A 13,229-nucleotide genomic window follows, 5' to 3' on the forward strand; every position below is an offset into this window, starting at 1 on the left:
GGAATGGGGCCGGCCAAGCCGGTCTGCGACAATGGCTGAGATGAGATCCATCCAACCAATCCCCTCATCCCTGGCAAGGCATGGCTTGAAGGTTTGCGGAAACGACAAGAAAAGTGCGGAAACGGTGAGACGCGAGCAGAGGCGAATCTTTTTCCCAAAAAAACGCAAAAAGCCCTGAATAATCAGGGCTTTGAATATGGCGGAAGCGTAGAGATTCGAACTCTAGGATAGTTGCCCATCGACGGTTTTCAAGACCGTTGCCTTAAACCACTCGGCCACGCTTCCGGATACAGCGGGCGCCATAATACCGTAATGAAACACGCTGTCAAACTCTCTGTGTCGCGGCCTGCGGTGGCTCTGGTATGCTCTCAGCATCCATAGGTTTCTACCCACAGGAGTGTCGCCATGCGCGAACAGGATTATGCCCTACAACACGGCCAGCAGGCCGATCAACTGGAGGTCAGCAAGGTCCTGCGTAACACCTACAGCTTGCTGGCGCTTACCCTTGCATTCAGCGGTCTGATGGCGTTCGTTGCGCAGCAGATGCGTGTCGGCTACCCGAACATCTTCGTGGTGCTGATCGGCTTCTACGGCCTGTTCTTCCTCACCGCCAAACTGCGTGACTCGGTCTGGGGCCTGGTTTCGACCTTCGCACTGACCGGCTTCATGGGCTTCATTCTTGGCCCGATCCTCAACCGTTACCTCGGCATGGCCGGTGGTGCGGAAGTGGTCAGCTCGGCGTTTGCCATGACTGCGCTGGTGTTCGGTGGTCTGTCGGCCTACGTGCTGATCAGCCGTAAGGACATGAGCTTCCTCAGCGGCTTCATCACCGCTGGCTTCTTCGTCTTGCTGGGCGCGGTGGTTGCGAGCTTCTTCTTCCAGATCAGCGGCCTGCAGTTGGCGATCAGCGCTGGTTTCGTGCTGTTCTCGTCGGTCTGCATTCTGTTCCAGACCAGCGCCATCATCCATGGCGGCGAGCGCAACTACATCATGGCGACCATCAGCCTGTATGTATCGATCTACAACCTGTTCATCAGCCTGTTGCAGCTGTTCGGCATCATGGGTCGTGATGACTGATCGTTGATTGACCGGTAAAACGGAAAAGCCCGCTTCGGCGGGCTTTTTTGTGGGCGACGTTTGGCGGTGGCCGACATCGCCAGGCGTATTCAGCCAGACACAGATCTGAAGCGCTGCATTTAGGCTACCCGAATCGGCCAGCGGCCCTTAGAATGCGCTCCTTTTTCTTCCGGGGCAGCTACCCATGAGTTCGATCGAACAAGGGCCCGGCGCGGCAGCGCCTGACAATGAACTGGTCCTTGGCCTTGAGGACAAGCCGCGGCCGCTGATTGCCATGCTCGCTGCCCTGCAGCATTTGCTGGCGATCATCGTGCCGATCGTTACCCCGGGCCTGCTGATCTGCCAGGCGCTGGGCGTTTCAGCGCGGGATACCAACCTGATCGTGTCGATGTCGCTGGTCATCTCGGGGATTGCCACCTTTGTTCAGTGCCGCCGCTTCGGGCCGTTTGGTGCGGGGCTGCTGATCGTACAGGGCACCAGCTTTAACTTTGTTGGGCCGTTGATTGCCGGTGGTGCGCTGATGGTCAAGCAAGGCACGCCGGTCGAAGGTGTGATGGCGGCGATCTTTGGTGTGGTGATTGCCGGCTCCTTCGTGGAGATGGGCGTGTCGCGCATTCTGCCGTTCATCAAACGTCTGATCAGCCCACTGGTGACCGGCATCGTGGTGCTGATGATCGGCCTGACCTTGATCAAGGTCGGTTTGATCAGCATGGGCGGTGGCTTCACGGCGATGGCCAATGGCACCTTTGCCAACGGCGAAAACCTGCTGCTGTCGGGCGTGGTGCTGGCAATCATCGTGCTGCTCAACCGCATCCCGGTGGTGTGGATGCGCAGCTGCGCCATCGTCATCGCGCTGGCGGCGGGCTATGCCCTGGCCGGTTATATGGGCCGGCTGGACTTTACCGGCATGCACGAGGCGGCGCTGTTCCAGGTGCCGACGCCGCTGCACTTTGGCCTGAGCTTCTCGTGGGCGCTGTTCATTCCGATGCTGGTGATCTATCTGGTGACCTCGCTGGAAGCCATTGGTGACGTCACAGCGACCAGCAAGGTATCGCGTGAGCCGGTCGAAGGCCCGGTGTGGATGCAGCGGATCAAGGGCGGCGTGCTGGTCAACGGCGCCAACTCGCTGCTGGCTGGTGTGTTCAATACCTTCCCGAGTTCGATCTTCGCGCAGAACAATGGCGTGATTCAGCTGACCGGGATTGCCAGCCGCCACATTGGTATCTGGATCGCTGCCATGCTGGTATTGCTGGGGTTGTTCCCGACCGTTGCCGGCGTGATTCAGGCAGTGCCGGAGCCAGTGCTCGGTGGCGCAGCGATGGTGATGTTTGGCGCCGTTGCCGCATCAGGAATCAATATCCTCGCCAGCACCCGCCTGGACCGGCGTGCCCTGCTGATCATCGCGGTATCGCTGGCCTTGGGCCTGGGCGTGGCGCAGGTGCCGGAGTTCCTTGCGCACATGCCGTCGGCGCTGCGTAACGTGCTGGAATCGGGCGTGGCCACCGGTGGTATCTGCGCGCTGGTGCTGAACTGGTTCTTGCCCGAGAGCAAGGCGCAACAGTGAGCATTGCCCCGCCGGTAGCGGAGGCGGGGCCGTTTTGCTTTATCATGGCCGGATCACGTTGCAAGAGCCTCCCATGAAATTCGCCATCGCGGTTTTTTCCCCGGCCCATGCGCCCTCCTCGCGCCGCGCCCTGCGCTTCGCCGAGGCGGCGCTGGCCGGCGGGCACCAGATTGCCCGCCTGTTCTTCTATCAGGACGGGGTGCACAGCGCCTCGGCCAACGTCGTCACGCCGCAGGATGAACTGGACGTGGCCGCGCAATGGCGCGCTTTCATCGAAGGCAACCAGCTCGACGCGGTGGTGTGCATCGCCGCCGCCCTGCGCCGCGGCGTGCTGGATGCCACAGAAGCCAACCGCTACCAGCGCCCGGCGGTGAATTTGCCGGCGCCGTGGGAGCTGTCGGGGCTGGGCCAGTTGCACGAGGCGGCGCAGGTTGCCGACCGTCTGGTCTGTTTTGGAGGCGATTGAAGTGGCCAAATCCTTGTTGATCATCAGCCGCCAGGCGCCGTGGAGCGGCCCGTCCGCACGTGAAGCGTTGGACATCGCCCTGGCGGGCGGCGCGTTTGATCTGCCGCTGGGAATGCTGTTCATGGATGACGGCGTGTTCCAGCTCGCCGCTACCCAGCAGCCGGCCGCGCTGCAACTCAAAGACCTTGCCGCCAACCTACAGGCGCTGCCGATGTTTGGCGTCGAAGAGCTGTTCGTCTGCGCGCACAGCGTGGCAGAGCGCGGCTTGGATCCGGCAAGCCTGAGCCTGCCGGTCGAGGTGCTGGATTACGCAGCGCTGGCTGCATTGATTGGCCGTTTTGACCAGGTGGTAACGCTTTGATGACGACCCTGCATGTAATCAGCCACTCGCCATTTGGCGACAACCGCCTGGCCAGCTGCCTGCGCTTGCTCGGCACCGGAGACGCCATCCTGCTCTGCGGCGATGCGGTTTATGCGCTGCGCGCAGGCACCGCGCCGCAGCAACTGCTACAAACGGCACAGTTGCAGCACCGCCTGTTCGCCCTCGCTGAGGATGTCCAGGCGCGTGCCATCGACAGCACCTTGGCCGAAGCGGTGGACTACCCCGCCTTCGTCGAGCTGTCGTTGCGCTTTGACAAAGTGAACAGCTGGCTATGAGCGCGTTGACTGTTGGCGAGCACCATATCGCCCTGGACAAGGACGGCTTTCTGCTCGACCTGCAAGACTGGTCGCCCGCCGTCGCCGAGGCGTTGGCCGAGCGCGAAGGTATCGCGCTCAGCCCTGAGCACTGGGAAGTGCTCGAGGTGCTGCGTGGGTTCTACCAGGAATACCAGCTGTCACCGGCCACGCGCCCGCTGATCAAGTACACCGCGCTCAAACTGGGCGTGGAAAAAGGCAACAGCCCGCACCTCAACCGCCTGTTCAATGGCACTCCCGCCAAACTTGCCGCCAAGCTGGCGGGCCTGCCCAAGCCGACCAATTGCATATGACCGAGCCACTCCCCGAACCGCGCCCGCTGACCCTGCACACCCCTGCCGAGCACCCGTTCGCCGAATTCGTGCGCATCCTCGGCAAAGGCAAGCGCGGCGCCCGCGGCCTGAGCCGTGAAGAAGCCCGTGCGGCGATGACCTTGCTGCTTGAAGGCAAGGTCGAGGACACCCAACTGGGCGCCTTCCTCATGCTGCTGCGGCACAAGGAAGAAAGCGCCGAAGAACTTGCCGGCTTCACCGAAGCCCTGCGCGCGCACCTGCAAGCGCCGCAGATTGCGGTCGATCTGGACTGGCCGAGCTATGCCGGCAAGAAGCGTCACCTGCCGTGGTACCTGCTGGCGGCCAAGTGCCTGGCAGGCAATGGCGTGCGCATCATGCTCCACGGCGGCGGCGCGCACACCGCCGGGCGCATGTACACCGAACAGTTGCTCGAGCTGCTGCAGATCCCGCTCTGCCGCGACTGGGCAGCGCTGGCGCGCACCCTGGATGAGCAGAAGTTGGCGTTCTTCCCGCTGCAGGACTGGGCACCGCAGTTGCAGCGCATGATCGACCTGCGCAACACCCTTGGCCTGCGCTCGCCGATCCATTCGCTGGCACGGGTGCTCAACCCGCTGGCGGCGCGCTGCGGCCTGCAAAGTATCTTCCACCCGGGCTATCAGGCCGTGCACCGCGAGGCCAGCCGCCTGCTCGGCGATCACGTCATCGTGGTCAAGGGCGACGGCGGCGAGATCGAGATCAATCCGGACGTGGCCAGCCATCTGTACGGCACCAGCGGCGGCGAGAATTGGGACGAGGAATGGCCCGCCATGAGCGCCCAGCGCCATGTCAAACCGGCCACCCTGCAACCCGAGCACCTGCTGGCGGTCTGGCGCGGTGAGGCGCAGGACAGCTACGGCGAAATGGCCGTGGTCGCCACCATGGCGCTGGCCCTGCGTGGCCTGGGCAAAGATCGCGATCAGGCCTTTACCGACGCGCAGCGGTTCTGGGCGGATCGCAACAAGATCGGCTAATTCGATAGATACCACGCAGTCTTTGCGCTATTTATTCGAACGCTAGTCCCTAGACTGGGCTCCAAAGACAAATCACTTTTGTACAAGGAGCTCGGCATGGGCCTTTTGATTGACGGTCGCTGGCATGACCAGTGGTACCAGACCAGCAAGGACGGCGCGTTCCAGCGCGAGAACGCCCAACGGCGCAATCAGCTGCCCAAGGCCGAAGCCGGTCGCTACCACCTGTATGTGTCGCTGGCCTGCCCATGGGCGCACCGCACGCTGATCGTTCGCGCGCTCAAAGGCCTTGAGCCGTTGATCGATGTTTCGGTGGTGAGCTGGCTGATGGGCGAGCATGGCTGGACCTTCGATCAGCAGCAAGGCTCCAGCGGTGATCACCTCGATGGCCTGCAGTACATGCACCAGCGCTACACCCGCGACGACCCCAACTACACCGGTCGCGTCACCGTGCCGGTGCTGTGGGACAAGCAGGAACAGCGCATCGTCAACAACGAGTCGGCCGAAATCATCCGCATCTTCAACAGCGCCTTCAATGCGCTGACCGGCAATCACCTCGACCTCTACCCCGAAGCGCTGCGCCCTACCATCGATGCGCTCAACGAGCGGATCTACCCGGCCATCAACAACGGTGTCTACCGGGCGGGCTTCGCAACTTCGCAGCAAGCCTACGAAACCGCGTTCGATGAGGTGTTCAACGAACTGGATCATCTCGAGCAGCTACTGAGCGGCCAACGCTACCTGGCGAGCGAGTACCTGACCGAAGCCGACGTGCGCCTGTTTACCACGCTGGTGCGCTTCGATGCGGTGTATCACGGCCACTTCAAGTGCAACCTGCGCCGCCTCAGCGATTACCCGAACCTGTCCAACTGGCTGCGCGAGCTGTATCAGTGGCCGGGCGTGGCCGAGACGGTGAACATGGAGCACATCCAGAAGCACTATTACCTCAGCCACAAGACCATCAACCCCAACGGTATCGTGCCCAAAGGTCCGCTGCAGGACTTCAACGCGGCGCATGATCGTCAGCGCTTGCCGGGTAAAGGTATCTGGCAAGGCGCTTGAGCCGGGCCCGCCACCGCGGTCTGCGCGGTGGCATCTCAAGCGCACTCAGTCGCGCATGAAGCCGCCGTCCACGTCCATGATCTCGCCGGTGACGAACCCTGCCTCGGCCGATGCCAGAAAGCACACCGCTGCGGCAATATCCCGCGGCGTACCCGCCCGGCCCAAGGGCATCTGCGCCAGCACCTGAGCGCGGGCCTGCGGTGCCAGCACACTGGTCATTTCGGTGTCGGTCAGGGCCGGTGATACCGCGTTGACGGTGATGTCGAACGGCCCCGCCTCGCGCGCCAGGCCTTTGGTCAGGGCGATCACCGCCCCCTTGGCGGCGGCATAGCAACTGTTGCCGAGCAACCCTCCCCCACGCTTGCCGGCCACCGAAGCGATATTGATGATGCGCCCGCAGCGGCGCTCCATCATGCCCGGCAGCACCGCCTTGGCGCAGAAGAACACGCTGTTGAGGTCGATCGCCATGACCCGGTTCCACTCCGCCGTGGTCAGTTCCAGCAGCGGTACGGTGGAGACGATGCCGGCATTGTTGACCAGGATATCGACCGGCCCGAGCAGCCGCTCCACCTCATCGACCATCGCCAGCACCTGCTCCTCCTGCGCCACGTCCACCGCCACGCCGATGGCCTGAATGCCCTGCGCACGCAGCGCTTCGGCAGCTTGCTCGGCTGCAATCGGGTCAAGGTCGGCCAGGGCCACCTGGGCCCCGCAATGACCAAGCGCGACGGCAATCGCGTGGCCGATACCGCGGGCGGCACCGGTCACCAAAGCGGTGCGGCCAGCGAGGCTGAAGTTCATCGGGGCGTAGGCGGCAGCTGTACTCATTATTGTTATTTCCTTGATGAAGGGCGAACTCAGGCTCACCCCCTGCGCAGCAAGGGGTGTTCAAGCAAAGCGGATCAGGTGGGTTGCAGCTCAGGCTCGGCGGCAGGCGTCCAGCGCCAGCTGTTCCTTGAGCGGAGGGATGTCCAGCCGACGCAGCACCCGGTACAGCGAGGGTCGGCAGATGCCCAGCTCGCGCGCGGCCGCCGACATGTTCCAGCGGCAGGTCTGCAGCACTTCAAGCACATCGGCCCGCTCGTCACCGGCGCGGCTCGGGCGGATCGGCGTAACGTTCGGCACCACTACGCGCACAGGTGCGCTAGTGGCCGGCAGCTGGGCGATAAAGTCCACTGGCAAATCGGCGCGGGTGATCCGCGCGCCTTCCATCACCGCACAGGCATAGCGGATCACCGCGCGCATCTGGCGCAGGTTGCCCGGCCAGGCGTGGGTCAACAGCAGCGACCAGACTTCGGCGCTGATCACCTGGCGCGGGTCACAGCCCGGCAACTCATGGGCGACCATGTTGCACAGCAGTTCGCCGCGGTCGGTGCGCTCGCGCAGCGGCGGCAGCTCGACCACGCCGGTGGCGATGCGGTAGAACAGGTCTTCACGGAAACTGCCGTCGGCAACCCGCGCCGACAGGTCCTGGTGGGTCGCACAGACCAGGGCGAAGTTGACCGGTACGCTGCGTTCGGCGCCGAGCGGGGTCACCTCACGTTCGGCGATTACCCGCAGCAAGCGCGTCTGCTGCTCGTAGGGCATGTCGCCGATCTCGTCGAGAAACAGGGTGCCGCCATCCGCCTGCTGCACCTTGCCCTTCTTGCCGCCGGGCAACGCCCCGGAAAACGCCCCACGGCTGTAGCCGAACAGCTCGCTCTCGATCAGCGTCTCCGGGATCGAGGCACAGTTGAGCGCCACCATCTGCGCGGCGCGGCGTTGGCTGTGGGCATGCAGGGCGCGGGCGAGAATCTCTTTGCCAGTGCCGGTTTCACCGCGGATCAGTACCGCGATGCCGCGCTCCATCAAGCGCAGCGCCCGGCGAAACGCCTGGCGCACTTGCGGGTCACTGTCGTGGGCGATATCGGTTTCGGCAACTTCGGCGTGGCAAACAGCAGGGTCGGTCAGGGAATGCATCAGCGTCACCTTTTATTGTTCTATAGCTTGTGACTATGTCGGCGGGCGACGCTTGTGGCGTGGCCGGGGCCGATGGGGTGTGGCCTGATCACATTAGGTAGGCGGACTTATATTTTCCAATACATAATCAAGCATCCACTGATACCTTTGCGAGCATCATGATCGAACTTCGCCATCTTCAGTACTTCCGCACCCTGGCCGAGACCCTGCACTTCGGCCGCGCCGCCGAGCGCCTGCACATCTCCCAGCCGCCGCTGTCACGACAGATTGCCCTGCTGGAAGAGGAACTGGGGGTGAAGCTGTTCGACCGCTCACGCCGGCGGGTCGAGCTGACCGAGGCCGGGCAGCGCTTTTACCTGGATACCGGCACGGTGTTCGCCGCCTTCGAGCAGGCCAAGCGCAACGCCCTGGCGGCGGCACGCGGCGCTGCCGGCGAATTGTCGGTGGGGTTCATGATGTCGACCGCCTACAGCATCACCCCGGCGATCACCCGCCGGTATGCTGCGCTGTTTCCGCAGGTCAACCTGAAGCTGACCGAGACCCTGCCGCTGGACCTGGCCCAGGACATCAGCAGCGGCCACAAAGACGTTGCCATCATGTACCGGCCGCAGGACTGCAGCGGGCTGGAGACGGTCACCCTGTACCGCGAAGAGATGACCCTGGTGCTGCCTCCCGGTCACCGCCTGATGCAGCAGGCGCTGATCGAGCCGCAATCACTGGCGGGCGAGCCGTTCATCATCGTGCCGCGGCGGATCGCCCCGGCGCTGCATGACATGATCTGCAACTACTGCCTGCAACACGGTGTGACGCCGAACATCGGCATGGAGATCAACCTGCAGCAGACCATCGTCAACCTGGTCGGCGAAGGCCTGGGCGTGGCCATCGTGCCGCGCTCAATGCGCAACATGCGCCTGGCCACCACCAGCTTCAAGCCGCTGCGCAATGCGCCGGTAATCGAAGTTGTGGCGGTGTGGAAGGCAGACAATCACAACCCGTGCATTGCCACCTTCGTCGAGGCGGCGCTGCAGGCCGGCGAGCAGGCTACGCGTGAAGACCACGCGCAGCGGCTGCTGGAGGGATAACGCTCAGATTTCGAGGATGCCCGAAGCCATGAAGCCGCCATCCACCGGGATCACATGGCCACTGATGTAGGAGGCATCCTCGGACGCGAGAAACGCCACCGCCCCGGCCATCTCCGCCGGCGTGCCATAACGGCGCAGCGGCACGGCGCGGGCATACGATTCACGGGTAGCCGCCGAATGCAGCGCCTGGGTCAGCGGCGTATCCACCGGCCCCGGCGCGATGCCGTTGACGGTGATGCCGTGCTCGGCCAGCTCCACGGCCATCTGCCGGGTCAGGCCGATCACCGCCGCTTTCGACGTGCCATAGGCGGTACGGCCCATGCTGGCGCGCATACCGCTGATCGAGGCAACGTTGACGATGCGCCCCCAGCCCCGTTCGCGCATCAGTTGCGCGGCGTGCTGGCTGCAGAGCAAGGTGCCGGTCAGGTTGATGTTCATCAAGCGCTGCCAGCCTTCAAGCTCGGTATCGAGAAACGCCTGTGTGCGCGCCACGCCGGCATTGTTGACCAGCACATCGCAGCGGCCGAAGCGCTCGCGCAGCGCGGCGAACAATGCGCTGATCGACTGCGCATCACCGACATCGATGGCCATCGCCTGGGCCTCGATGCCCTGCACCCGCAGCCCGGCGACCATCTCCTCTGCCGCCGCCAGGTTGATATCGGCCACCACTACCGTGTGGCCATCGTGGCCGAGGCGCTCGGCAATGGCAGCGCCGATGCCCATGGCAGCCCCGGTCACCACCGCCACCCGACCATAGCCCGGCGCGTTGCGTGTTGTTGTTTTCGCAGCTTGGCTCATGACAGGACTCTCTTAAAGGAAACCAATGGAAATCCACGGGAAGCAGGCCACCACCGCCAGCGCTACCAGCAGCGCCCCGAGGTAACCCCAGACGCGGCGAATAACGTGGTCGGAGGAGGTTTTGCTGATGGCGCAGGCGGCATAGAACCCCACCCCCAACGGCGGCGCGAACAAGCCCACGCCCATCGCCAGGATCACCACCATGGCGTAGTGCACCGGGTGAATGCCGAGCATCTCTGCCAGCGGGAACATCAGCGGGCCGAACAGGACGATGGCCGGAATGCCTTCAAGCACGCTGCCCAGAATCAGGAACACCAGAATCGTCACCACCATGAAGCCGAAGGTGCCGCCCGGGATTTCCTCGATCAGCTCCACCAGCGAGGCGGAGAAGCCAGATTGAGTCAGCGCCCAGGCCATCGCCGAGGCCATGCCGATGATCAGCAGGATCGCCCCCGACAGCGACGCCGCTTCCAGCAGCATCGGATACAGCCGGGCAAAGTCGATATGGCGCATGAACAGGTGCATCACCAGGCCGACCAGCACCACGTAGGCGACGCCAATCGTCGACACCTCGGTCGCGGTCGCCGCGCCTTCGAGCACTGCCACGCGGATCAGCAACGGCAGGGCCAAGGCTGGCAAGGCGATGAGGAAGGTCTTGCCCACCCGCGACATCGGCGCGCGCTCGATCTTCGGCGCGTCGTCCTTGCGCGAGCGCCACCAGCACACCGCGGCGATGGCAATGGTCGCGACCACGGCGGGCATCAGGCCGCCAATGAACAGCGCAGTGATCGATACGCTGCACACCGCACCGATGGTGATCAGCACCAGGCTCGGCGGAATGGTCTCGGTCATGGCCCCGGTAGCGGCCAGCAGCGCGGCCAGTTCTTCGGGCTTGGAGCCGCGTTTTTTCATCTCAGGGAACAGCGCCGGCGCGACTGCAGCCATGTCGGCCACCTTCGAACCGGAAATCCCCGACACCAGAAACATCGCCCCCAGCAGCACATACTGCAGGCCGCCACGCACATGGCCGAGCAGCGAGGCCATGAAGTCGATCAGGGTGCGGGCCATGCCCGACAGCTGCAGCACCACGCCGAGCAGCACGAACAGCGGCACCGCCAGCAAGACCAGATGCGACATGCCCTCGTCCATCCGGCCGACCACGATCGACAGCGGCGCATGAGTCACCAGCGCCAGATAAGCCATGGTCGCGGTGCCGAAGGCGAAGGCAATCGGGATCCCGCCAAACACGCAGGCGCCGAGCAGCACCAGGAAGAACACCACCAGGTTGTAGTTACCCATGGCCGACAGCAGCGGCTGCGCCAGCCACAACACCGCAGCCACTGCCGCGACCGCCACCAGCCCGGCCATGAACTGGCGCACCGTTGAATATCGCGCCATCCGCGCCACCGCAGCCAACAACATCAAAACCGCGCCAACCGGCAAGGCCGCCGCCCGCACACCGTCGGGAATGCCCAGCGCCGGCGTGGTGATCGACATCTGTTCATGCGAGTGTTCCATCGCTGGCGAGATGATCATCGCCACGAACAGACACACGATCAGCGCCGACAACGTCTCGCTGAACCCGCGCCAGGCAACCGGCAGCTTGTTGACCAGGGCCGACATGCGCATGTGCTCGCCGCGGTCCAGCGCCAGCACCGCGCCGAACATCGACAGCCAGATAAACAGCGACGAGGCCAGCTCGTCGGTCCAGATCAGCGGGCTGTGCAGCACATAACGGGAGATCACCCCCGCCAGCAACACCAGCGTCTCGATCACCATCAGGGTGACGGCGAGTGCGCCAACGACGCGCATGATCCAGCTGTTCAGACAGATCAGCGCCCGGGCCGGCAGGCGCAGCGATTGGTTGGGGGCCATGACGGCTGGCGCGCTCATCAGGCCAGCTTCCCGGAGAACTGCTCAAGAATCGCCCACGCTTCGTCGCCGAACTTGCCATGCCAGTCGGCATAGTAGTTGGCGCTGCGCAGCTTCTCGCGGAACGGCTCGGCCGGCGAGTCGACCAGCTCCAGGCCTTTGCTCTTGAGGGTGTCGCGGGTGCTGCCTTCAAGGGTGGCAAGGTCGGCGCGCTGGGCCATCACGGCCTTCTCGATGTGTTTGCGCAGCACCTCTTGCAGTTCAGGCGGCAGGCGCCCGATCGAAGCGCTGTTGCCCAGCATCCAGAAACCGTCCCAGACGTGGTTGGTCAGCGAGCAGTATTTCTGCACCTCGTACAGCTTGGCCGACGACACCAGGGTCAGCGGGTTTTCCTGCCCTTCGACGATGCGCGTCTGCAACGCCGAATAGACTTCGGCAAAGTTGATGCTGGTCGGCGCCGCATCCAACGCGCGGAAGATTGACATGATGATCGGGCTTGGCGGCACGCGCAGCTTCATCCCGCGCAGGTCATCAGGGGTGGTCACCGGGCGCGTGCTGGTGGTGGTCACGCGGAAGCCGTTGTCCCACATCCGGTCATAGGCGAACAGGGTGCCGGTCTTGGCGATCTCGCTGCGCACATGGGCGCCGAGCGCGCCGTCCATGGCACTCCAGACCTGCTGGTAGTCCTTGAAGGCAAAGCCGACCGCGCTGATCTGCACTGACGGCACCATGGTGCCGAGGATCACCGGCGACAGCGAGAACAGGTCGACCGCCCCCGAGCGCACCTGCGCCAGGGTGTCGGTGTCGCTGCCCAACTGGCTGCTGGGGAACACCTGCACGCTCAAGGCGCCGTTGGTTTCCTCCTTGATCGCCTTGGCCATTTCCCGGGCACGGATATTCATCGGGTGGCTGATGGGCAGGTTGTTGGCAAACTTCAGTTTGAAGTCGGCGGCGCGGCTGTTGCCGCTGTACAGGCCCATCCCGGCAGCGGCGACAGCAGCCCCTGCCAGCGAGGCGGTCTTGATAAAGGAACGGCGGGTGAAATCGCTCATGAAGCTCTCCTGACCTATTTGTTCTTATTGATCGAGTTGCGGCGATGATAGGCATGTTGTTAGCAATACGGGTGCCACGCTCGAGTGACAGCGCTCAGCAAGCCCCTCTGCAGGCTCGCAAGCACCGGTCAACTGACTGATTTATCTCGAGAAAATATTTATCTGAGGGCTTGTTAGATTTTGTGACAGACCTGCTGGAGGTGCCGTGCAGGTGTAACAGGTGTCTCCTTGAACTGTCGCCCTGATAGTCAAGGCGACACCTGTAGACCGCCATTCGCTACCGATAACCACCCTGTTGCGG

General features: G+C 63.7%; 14 protein-coding genes and 1 tRNA gene. 9 read left to right on the top strand and 6 right to left on the bottom strand.

The genetic code is table 11. The annotated features are described in order from the left end of the window. Window positions 1–197: 197 nt before the first annotated feature. Window positions 198–285 (bottom strand) — tRNA-Ser (locus ACQZ2L_RS10460). A 120-nt stretch (window positions 286–405) separates the two neighbouring features. Here ACQZ2L_RS10460 and ACQZ2L_RS10465 point away from each other — a divergent pair. The 8 genes from ACQZ2L_RS10465 to ACQZ2L_RS10500 all read left to right on the top strand — a co-directional run bounded on the left by ACQZ2L_RS10465 (window position 406) and on the right by ACQZ2L_RS10500 (window position 6,165). Further along, the gene (locus ACQZ2L_RS10465) at window positions 406–1,077 is read left to right on the top strand and encodes a Bax inhibitor-1/YccA family protein (RefSeq protein ID WP_186698912.1); all 672 of its coding nucleotides are present in this window, start codon (window positions 406–408) and stop codon (window positions 1,075–1,077) included. 184 nt (window positions 1,078–1,261) lie between these two features. Beyond that, the gene (locus tag ACQZ2L_RS10470) at window positions 1,262–2,641 is read left to right on the top strand and encodes a nucleobase:cation symporter-2 family protein (RefSeq protein WP_103437861.1); all 1,380 of its coding nucleotides are present in this window, start codon (window positions 1,262–1,264) and stop codon (window positions 2,639–2,641) included. A 73-nt stretch (window positions 2,642–2,714) separates the two neighbouring features. Next, window positions 2,715–3,107, top strand: coding sequence for a sulfurtransferase complex subunit TusD (gene tusD / locus ACQZ2L_RS10475; RefSeq protein ID WP_101320790.1), 393 nt, complete (start codon window positions 2,715–2,717; stop codon window positions 3,105–3,107). 1 nt (window position 3,108) lies between these two features. After that, window positions 3,109–3,468, top strand: coding sequence for a sulfurtransferase complex subunit TusC (gene tusC / locus ACQZ2L_RS10480; protein ID WP_430325982.1), 360 nt, complete (start codon window positions 3,109–3,111; stop codon window positions 3,466–3,468). After that, window positions 3,468–3,764, top strand: coding sequence for a sulfurtransferase complex subunit TusB (gene tusB, locus ACQZ2L_RS10485; RefSeq protein WP_430325983.1), 297 nt, complete (start codon window positions 3,468–3,470; stop codon window positions 3,762–3,764). Before tusC ends, tusB begins: the two co-directional genes overlap by 1 nt. Beyond that, window positions 3,761–4,096: a TusE/DsrC/DsvC family sulfur relay protein gene (locus ACQZ2L_RS10490; protein ID WP_430325984.1), complete on the top strand. Its 336-nt coding sequence runs from the start codon at window positions 3,761–3,763 to the stop codon at window positions 4,094–4,096. Before tusB ends, ACQZ2L_RS10490 begins: the two co-directional genes overlap by 4 nt. Next, window positions 4,093–5,106: a glycosyl transferase family protein gene (locus ACQZ2L_RS10495; RefSeq protein ID WP_430325985.1), complete on the top strand. Its 1,014-nt coding sequence runs from the start codon at window positions 4,093–4,095 to the stop codon at window positions 5,104–5,106. Before ACQZ2L_RS10490 ends, ACQZ2L_RS10495 begins: the two co-directional genes overlap by 4 nt. 96 nt (window positions 5,107–5,202) lie before the next feature. Beyond that, complete coding sequence (locus ACQZ2L_RS10500; RefSeq protein WP_430325986.1) at window positions 5,203–6,165, top strand: glutathione S-transferase family protein; 963 nt, start codon at window positions 5,203–5,205, stop codon at window positions 6,163–6,165. Between the two features lie 45 nt (window positions 6,166–6,210). Here ACQZ2L_RS10500 and ACQZ2L_RS10505 read toward each other — a convergent pair whose 3' ends face one another. Both ACQZ2L_RS10505 and ACQZ2L_RS10510 read right to left on the bottom strand, forming a co-directional pair. Continuing rightward, window positions 6,211–6,993: an SDR family NAD(P)-dependent oxidoreductase gene (locus ACQZ2L_RS10505; protein WP_430325987.1), complete on the bottom strand. Its 783-nt coding sequence runs from the start codon at window positions 6,991–6,993 to the stop codon at window positions 6,211–6,213. Window positions 6,994–7,083: 90 nt separating this feature from the next. Continuing rightward, on the bottom strand, window positions 7,084–8,124 hold the full coding sequence (locus tag ACQZ2L_RS10510) for a sigma-54-dependent Fis family transcriptional regulator (RefSeq protein ID WP_430325988.1): 1,041 nt from the start codon (window positions 8,122–8,124) through the stop codon (window positions 7,084–7,086). Window positions 8,125–8,282: 158 nt separating this feature from the next. Between ACQZ2L_RS10510 and ACQZ2L_RS10515 the strand changes: the two genes are divergently transcribed. Beyond that, window positions 8,283–9,206: a LysR family transcriptional regulator gene (locus ACQZ2L_RS10515; protein ID WP_430325989.1), complete on the top strand. Its 924-nt coding sequence runs from the start codon at window positions 8,283–8,285 to the stop codon at window positions 9,204–9,206. A 3-nt stretch (window positions 9,207–9,209) separates the two neighbouring features. Here ACQZ2L_RS10515 and ACQZ2L_RS10520 read toward each other — a convergent pair whose 3' ends face one another. From ACQZ2L_RS10520 to ACQZ2L_RS10530, 3 genes are read right to left on the bottom strand one after another with little or no spacing between them, the layout of a single operon-like run. Beyond that, on the bottom strand, window positions 9,210–10,004 hold the full coding sequence (locus tag ACQZ2L_RS10520; protein WP_103437868.1) for an SDR family NAD(P)-dependent oxidoreductase: 795 nt from the start codon (window positions 10,002–10,004) through the stop codon (window positions 9,210–9,212). 12 nt (window positions 10,005–10,016) lie between these two features. Next, the gene (locus ACQZ2L_RS10525) at window positions 10,017–11,897 is read right to left on the bottom strand and encodes a TRAP transporter large permease subunit (protein ID WP_314871707.1); all 1,881 of its coding nucleotides are present in this window, start codon (window positions 11,895–11,897) and stop codon (window positions 10,017–10,019) included. Next, window positions 11,897–12,928: a TRAP transporter substrate-binding protein gene (locus tag ACQZ2L_RS10530; RefSeq protein ID WP_430325990.1), complete on the bottom strand. Its 1,032-nt coding sequence runs from the start codon at window positions 12,926–12,928 to the stop codon at window positions 11,897–11,899. The genes ACQZ2L_RS10525 and ACQZ2L_RS10530 overlap by 1 nt, the downstream gene beginning before the upstream one ends. Window positions 12,929–13,229: the final 301 nt, after the last annotated feature.

Source organism: Pseudomonas shirazensis (assembly GCF_050496565.1).
GTDB lineage: Bacteria > Pseudomonadota > Gammaproteobacteria > Pseudomonadales > Pseudomonadaceae > Aquipseudomonas > Aquipseudomonas shirazensis_A.

Bases quoted from the DNA above. Each gene is read 5' to 3' on its own strand.
- ACQZ2L_RS10510 (WP_430325988.1), bottom strand. From the start codon at position 8,124: ATGCATTCCCTGACCGACCCTGCTGTTTGCCACGCCGAAGTTGCCGAA.
- ACQZ2L_RS10465 (WP_186698912.1), top strand. From the start codon at position 406: ATGCGCGAACAGGATTATGCCCTACAACACGGCCAGCAGGCCGATCAA.
- ACQZ2L_RS10495 (WP_430325985.1), top strand. From the start codon at position 4,093: ATGACCGAGCCACTCCCCGAACCGCGCCCGCTGACCCTGCACACCCCT.
- ACQZ2L_RS10525 (WP_314871707.1), bottom strand. From the start codon at position 11,897: ATGAGCGCGCCAGCCGTCATGGCCCCCAACCAATCGCTGCGCCTGCCG.
- ACQZ2L_RS10490 (WP_430325984.1), top strand. From the start codon at position 3,761: ATGAGCGCGTTGACTGTTGGCGAGCACCATATCGCCCTGGACAAGGAC.
- ACQZ2L_RS10520 (WP_103437868.1), bottom strand. From the start codon at position 10,004: ATGAGCCAAGCTGCGAAAACAACAACACGCAACGCGCCGGGCTATGGT.
- ACQZ2L_RS10500 (WP_430325986.1), top strand. From the start codon at position 5,203: ATGGGCCTTTTGATTGACGGTCGCTGGCATGACCAGTGGTACCAGACC.
- ACQZ2L_RS10515 (WP_430325989.1), top strand. From the start codon at position 8,283: ATGATCGAACTTCGCCATCTTCAGTACTTCCGCACCCTGGCCGAGACC.
- tusD (WP_101320790.1), top strand. From the start codon at position 2,715: ATGAAATTCGCCATCGCGGTTTTTTCCCCGGCCCATGCGCCCTCCTCG.
- ACQZ2L_RS10530 (WP_430325990.1), bottom strand. From the start codon at position 12,928: ATGAGCGATTTCACCCGCCGTTCCTTTATCAAGACCGCCTCGCTGGCA.
- tusB (WP_430325983.1), top strand. From the start codon at position 3,468: ATGACGACCCTGCATGTAATCAGCCACTCGCCATTTGGCGACAACCGC.
- ACQZ2L_RS10505 (WP_430325987.1), bottom strand. From the start codon at position 6,993: ATGAGTACAGCTGCCGCCTACGCCCCGATGAACTTCAGCCTCGCTGGC.
- ACQZ2L_RS10470 (WP_103437861.1), top strand. From the start codon at position 1,262: ATGAGTTCGATCGAACAAGGGCCCGGCGCGGCAGCGCCTGACAATGAA.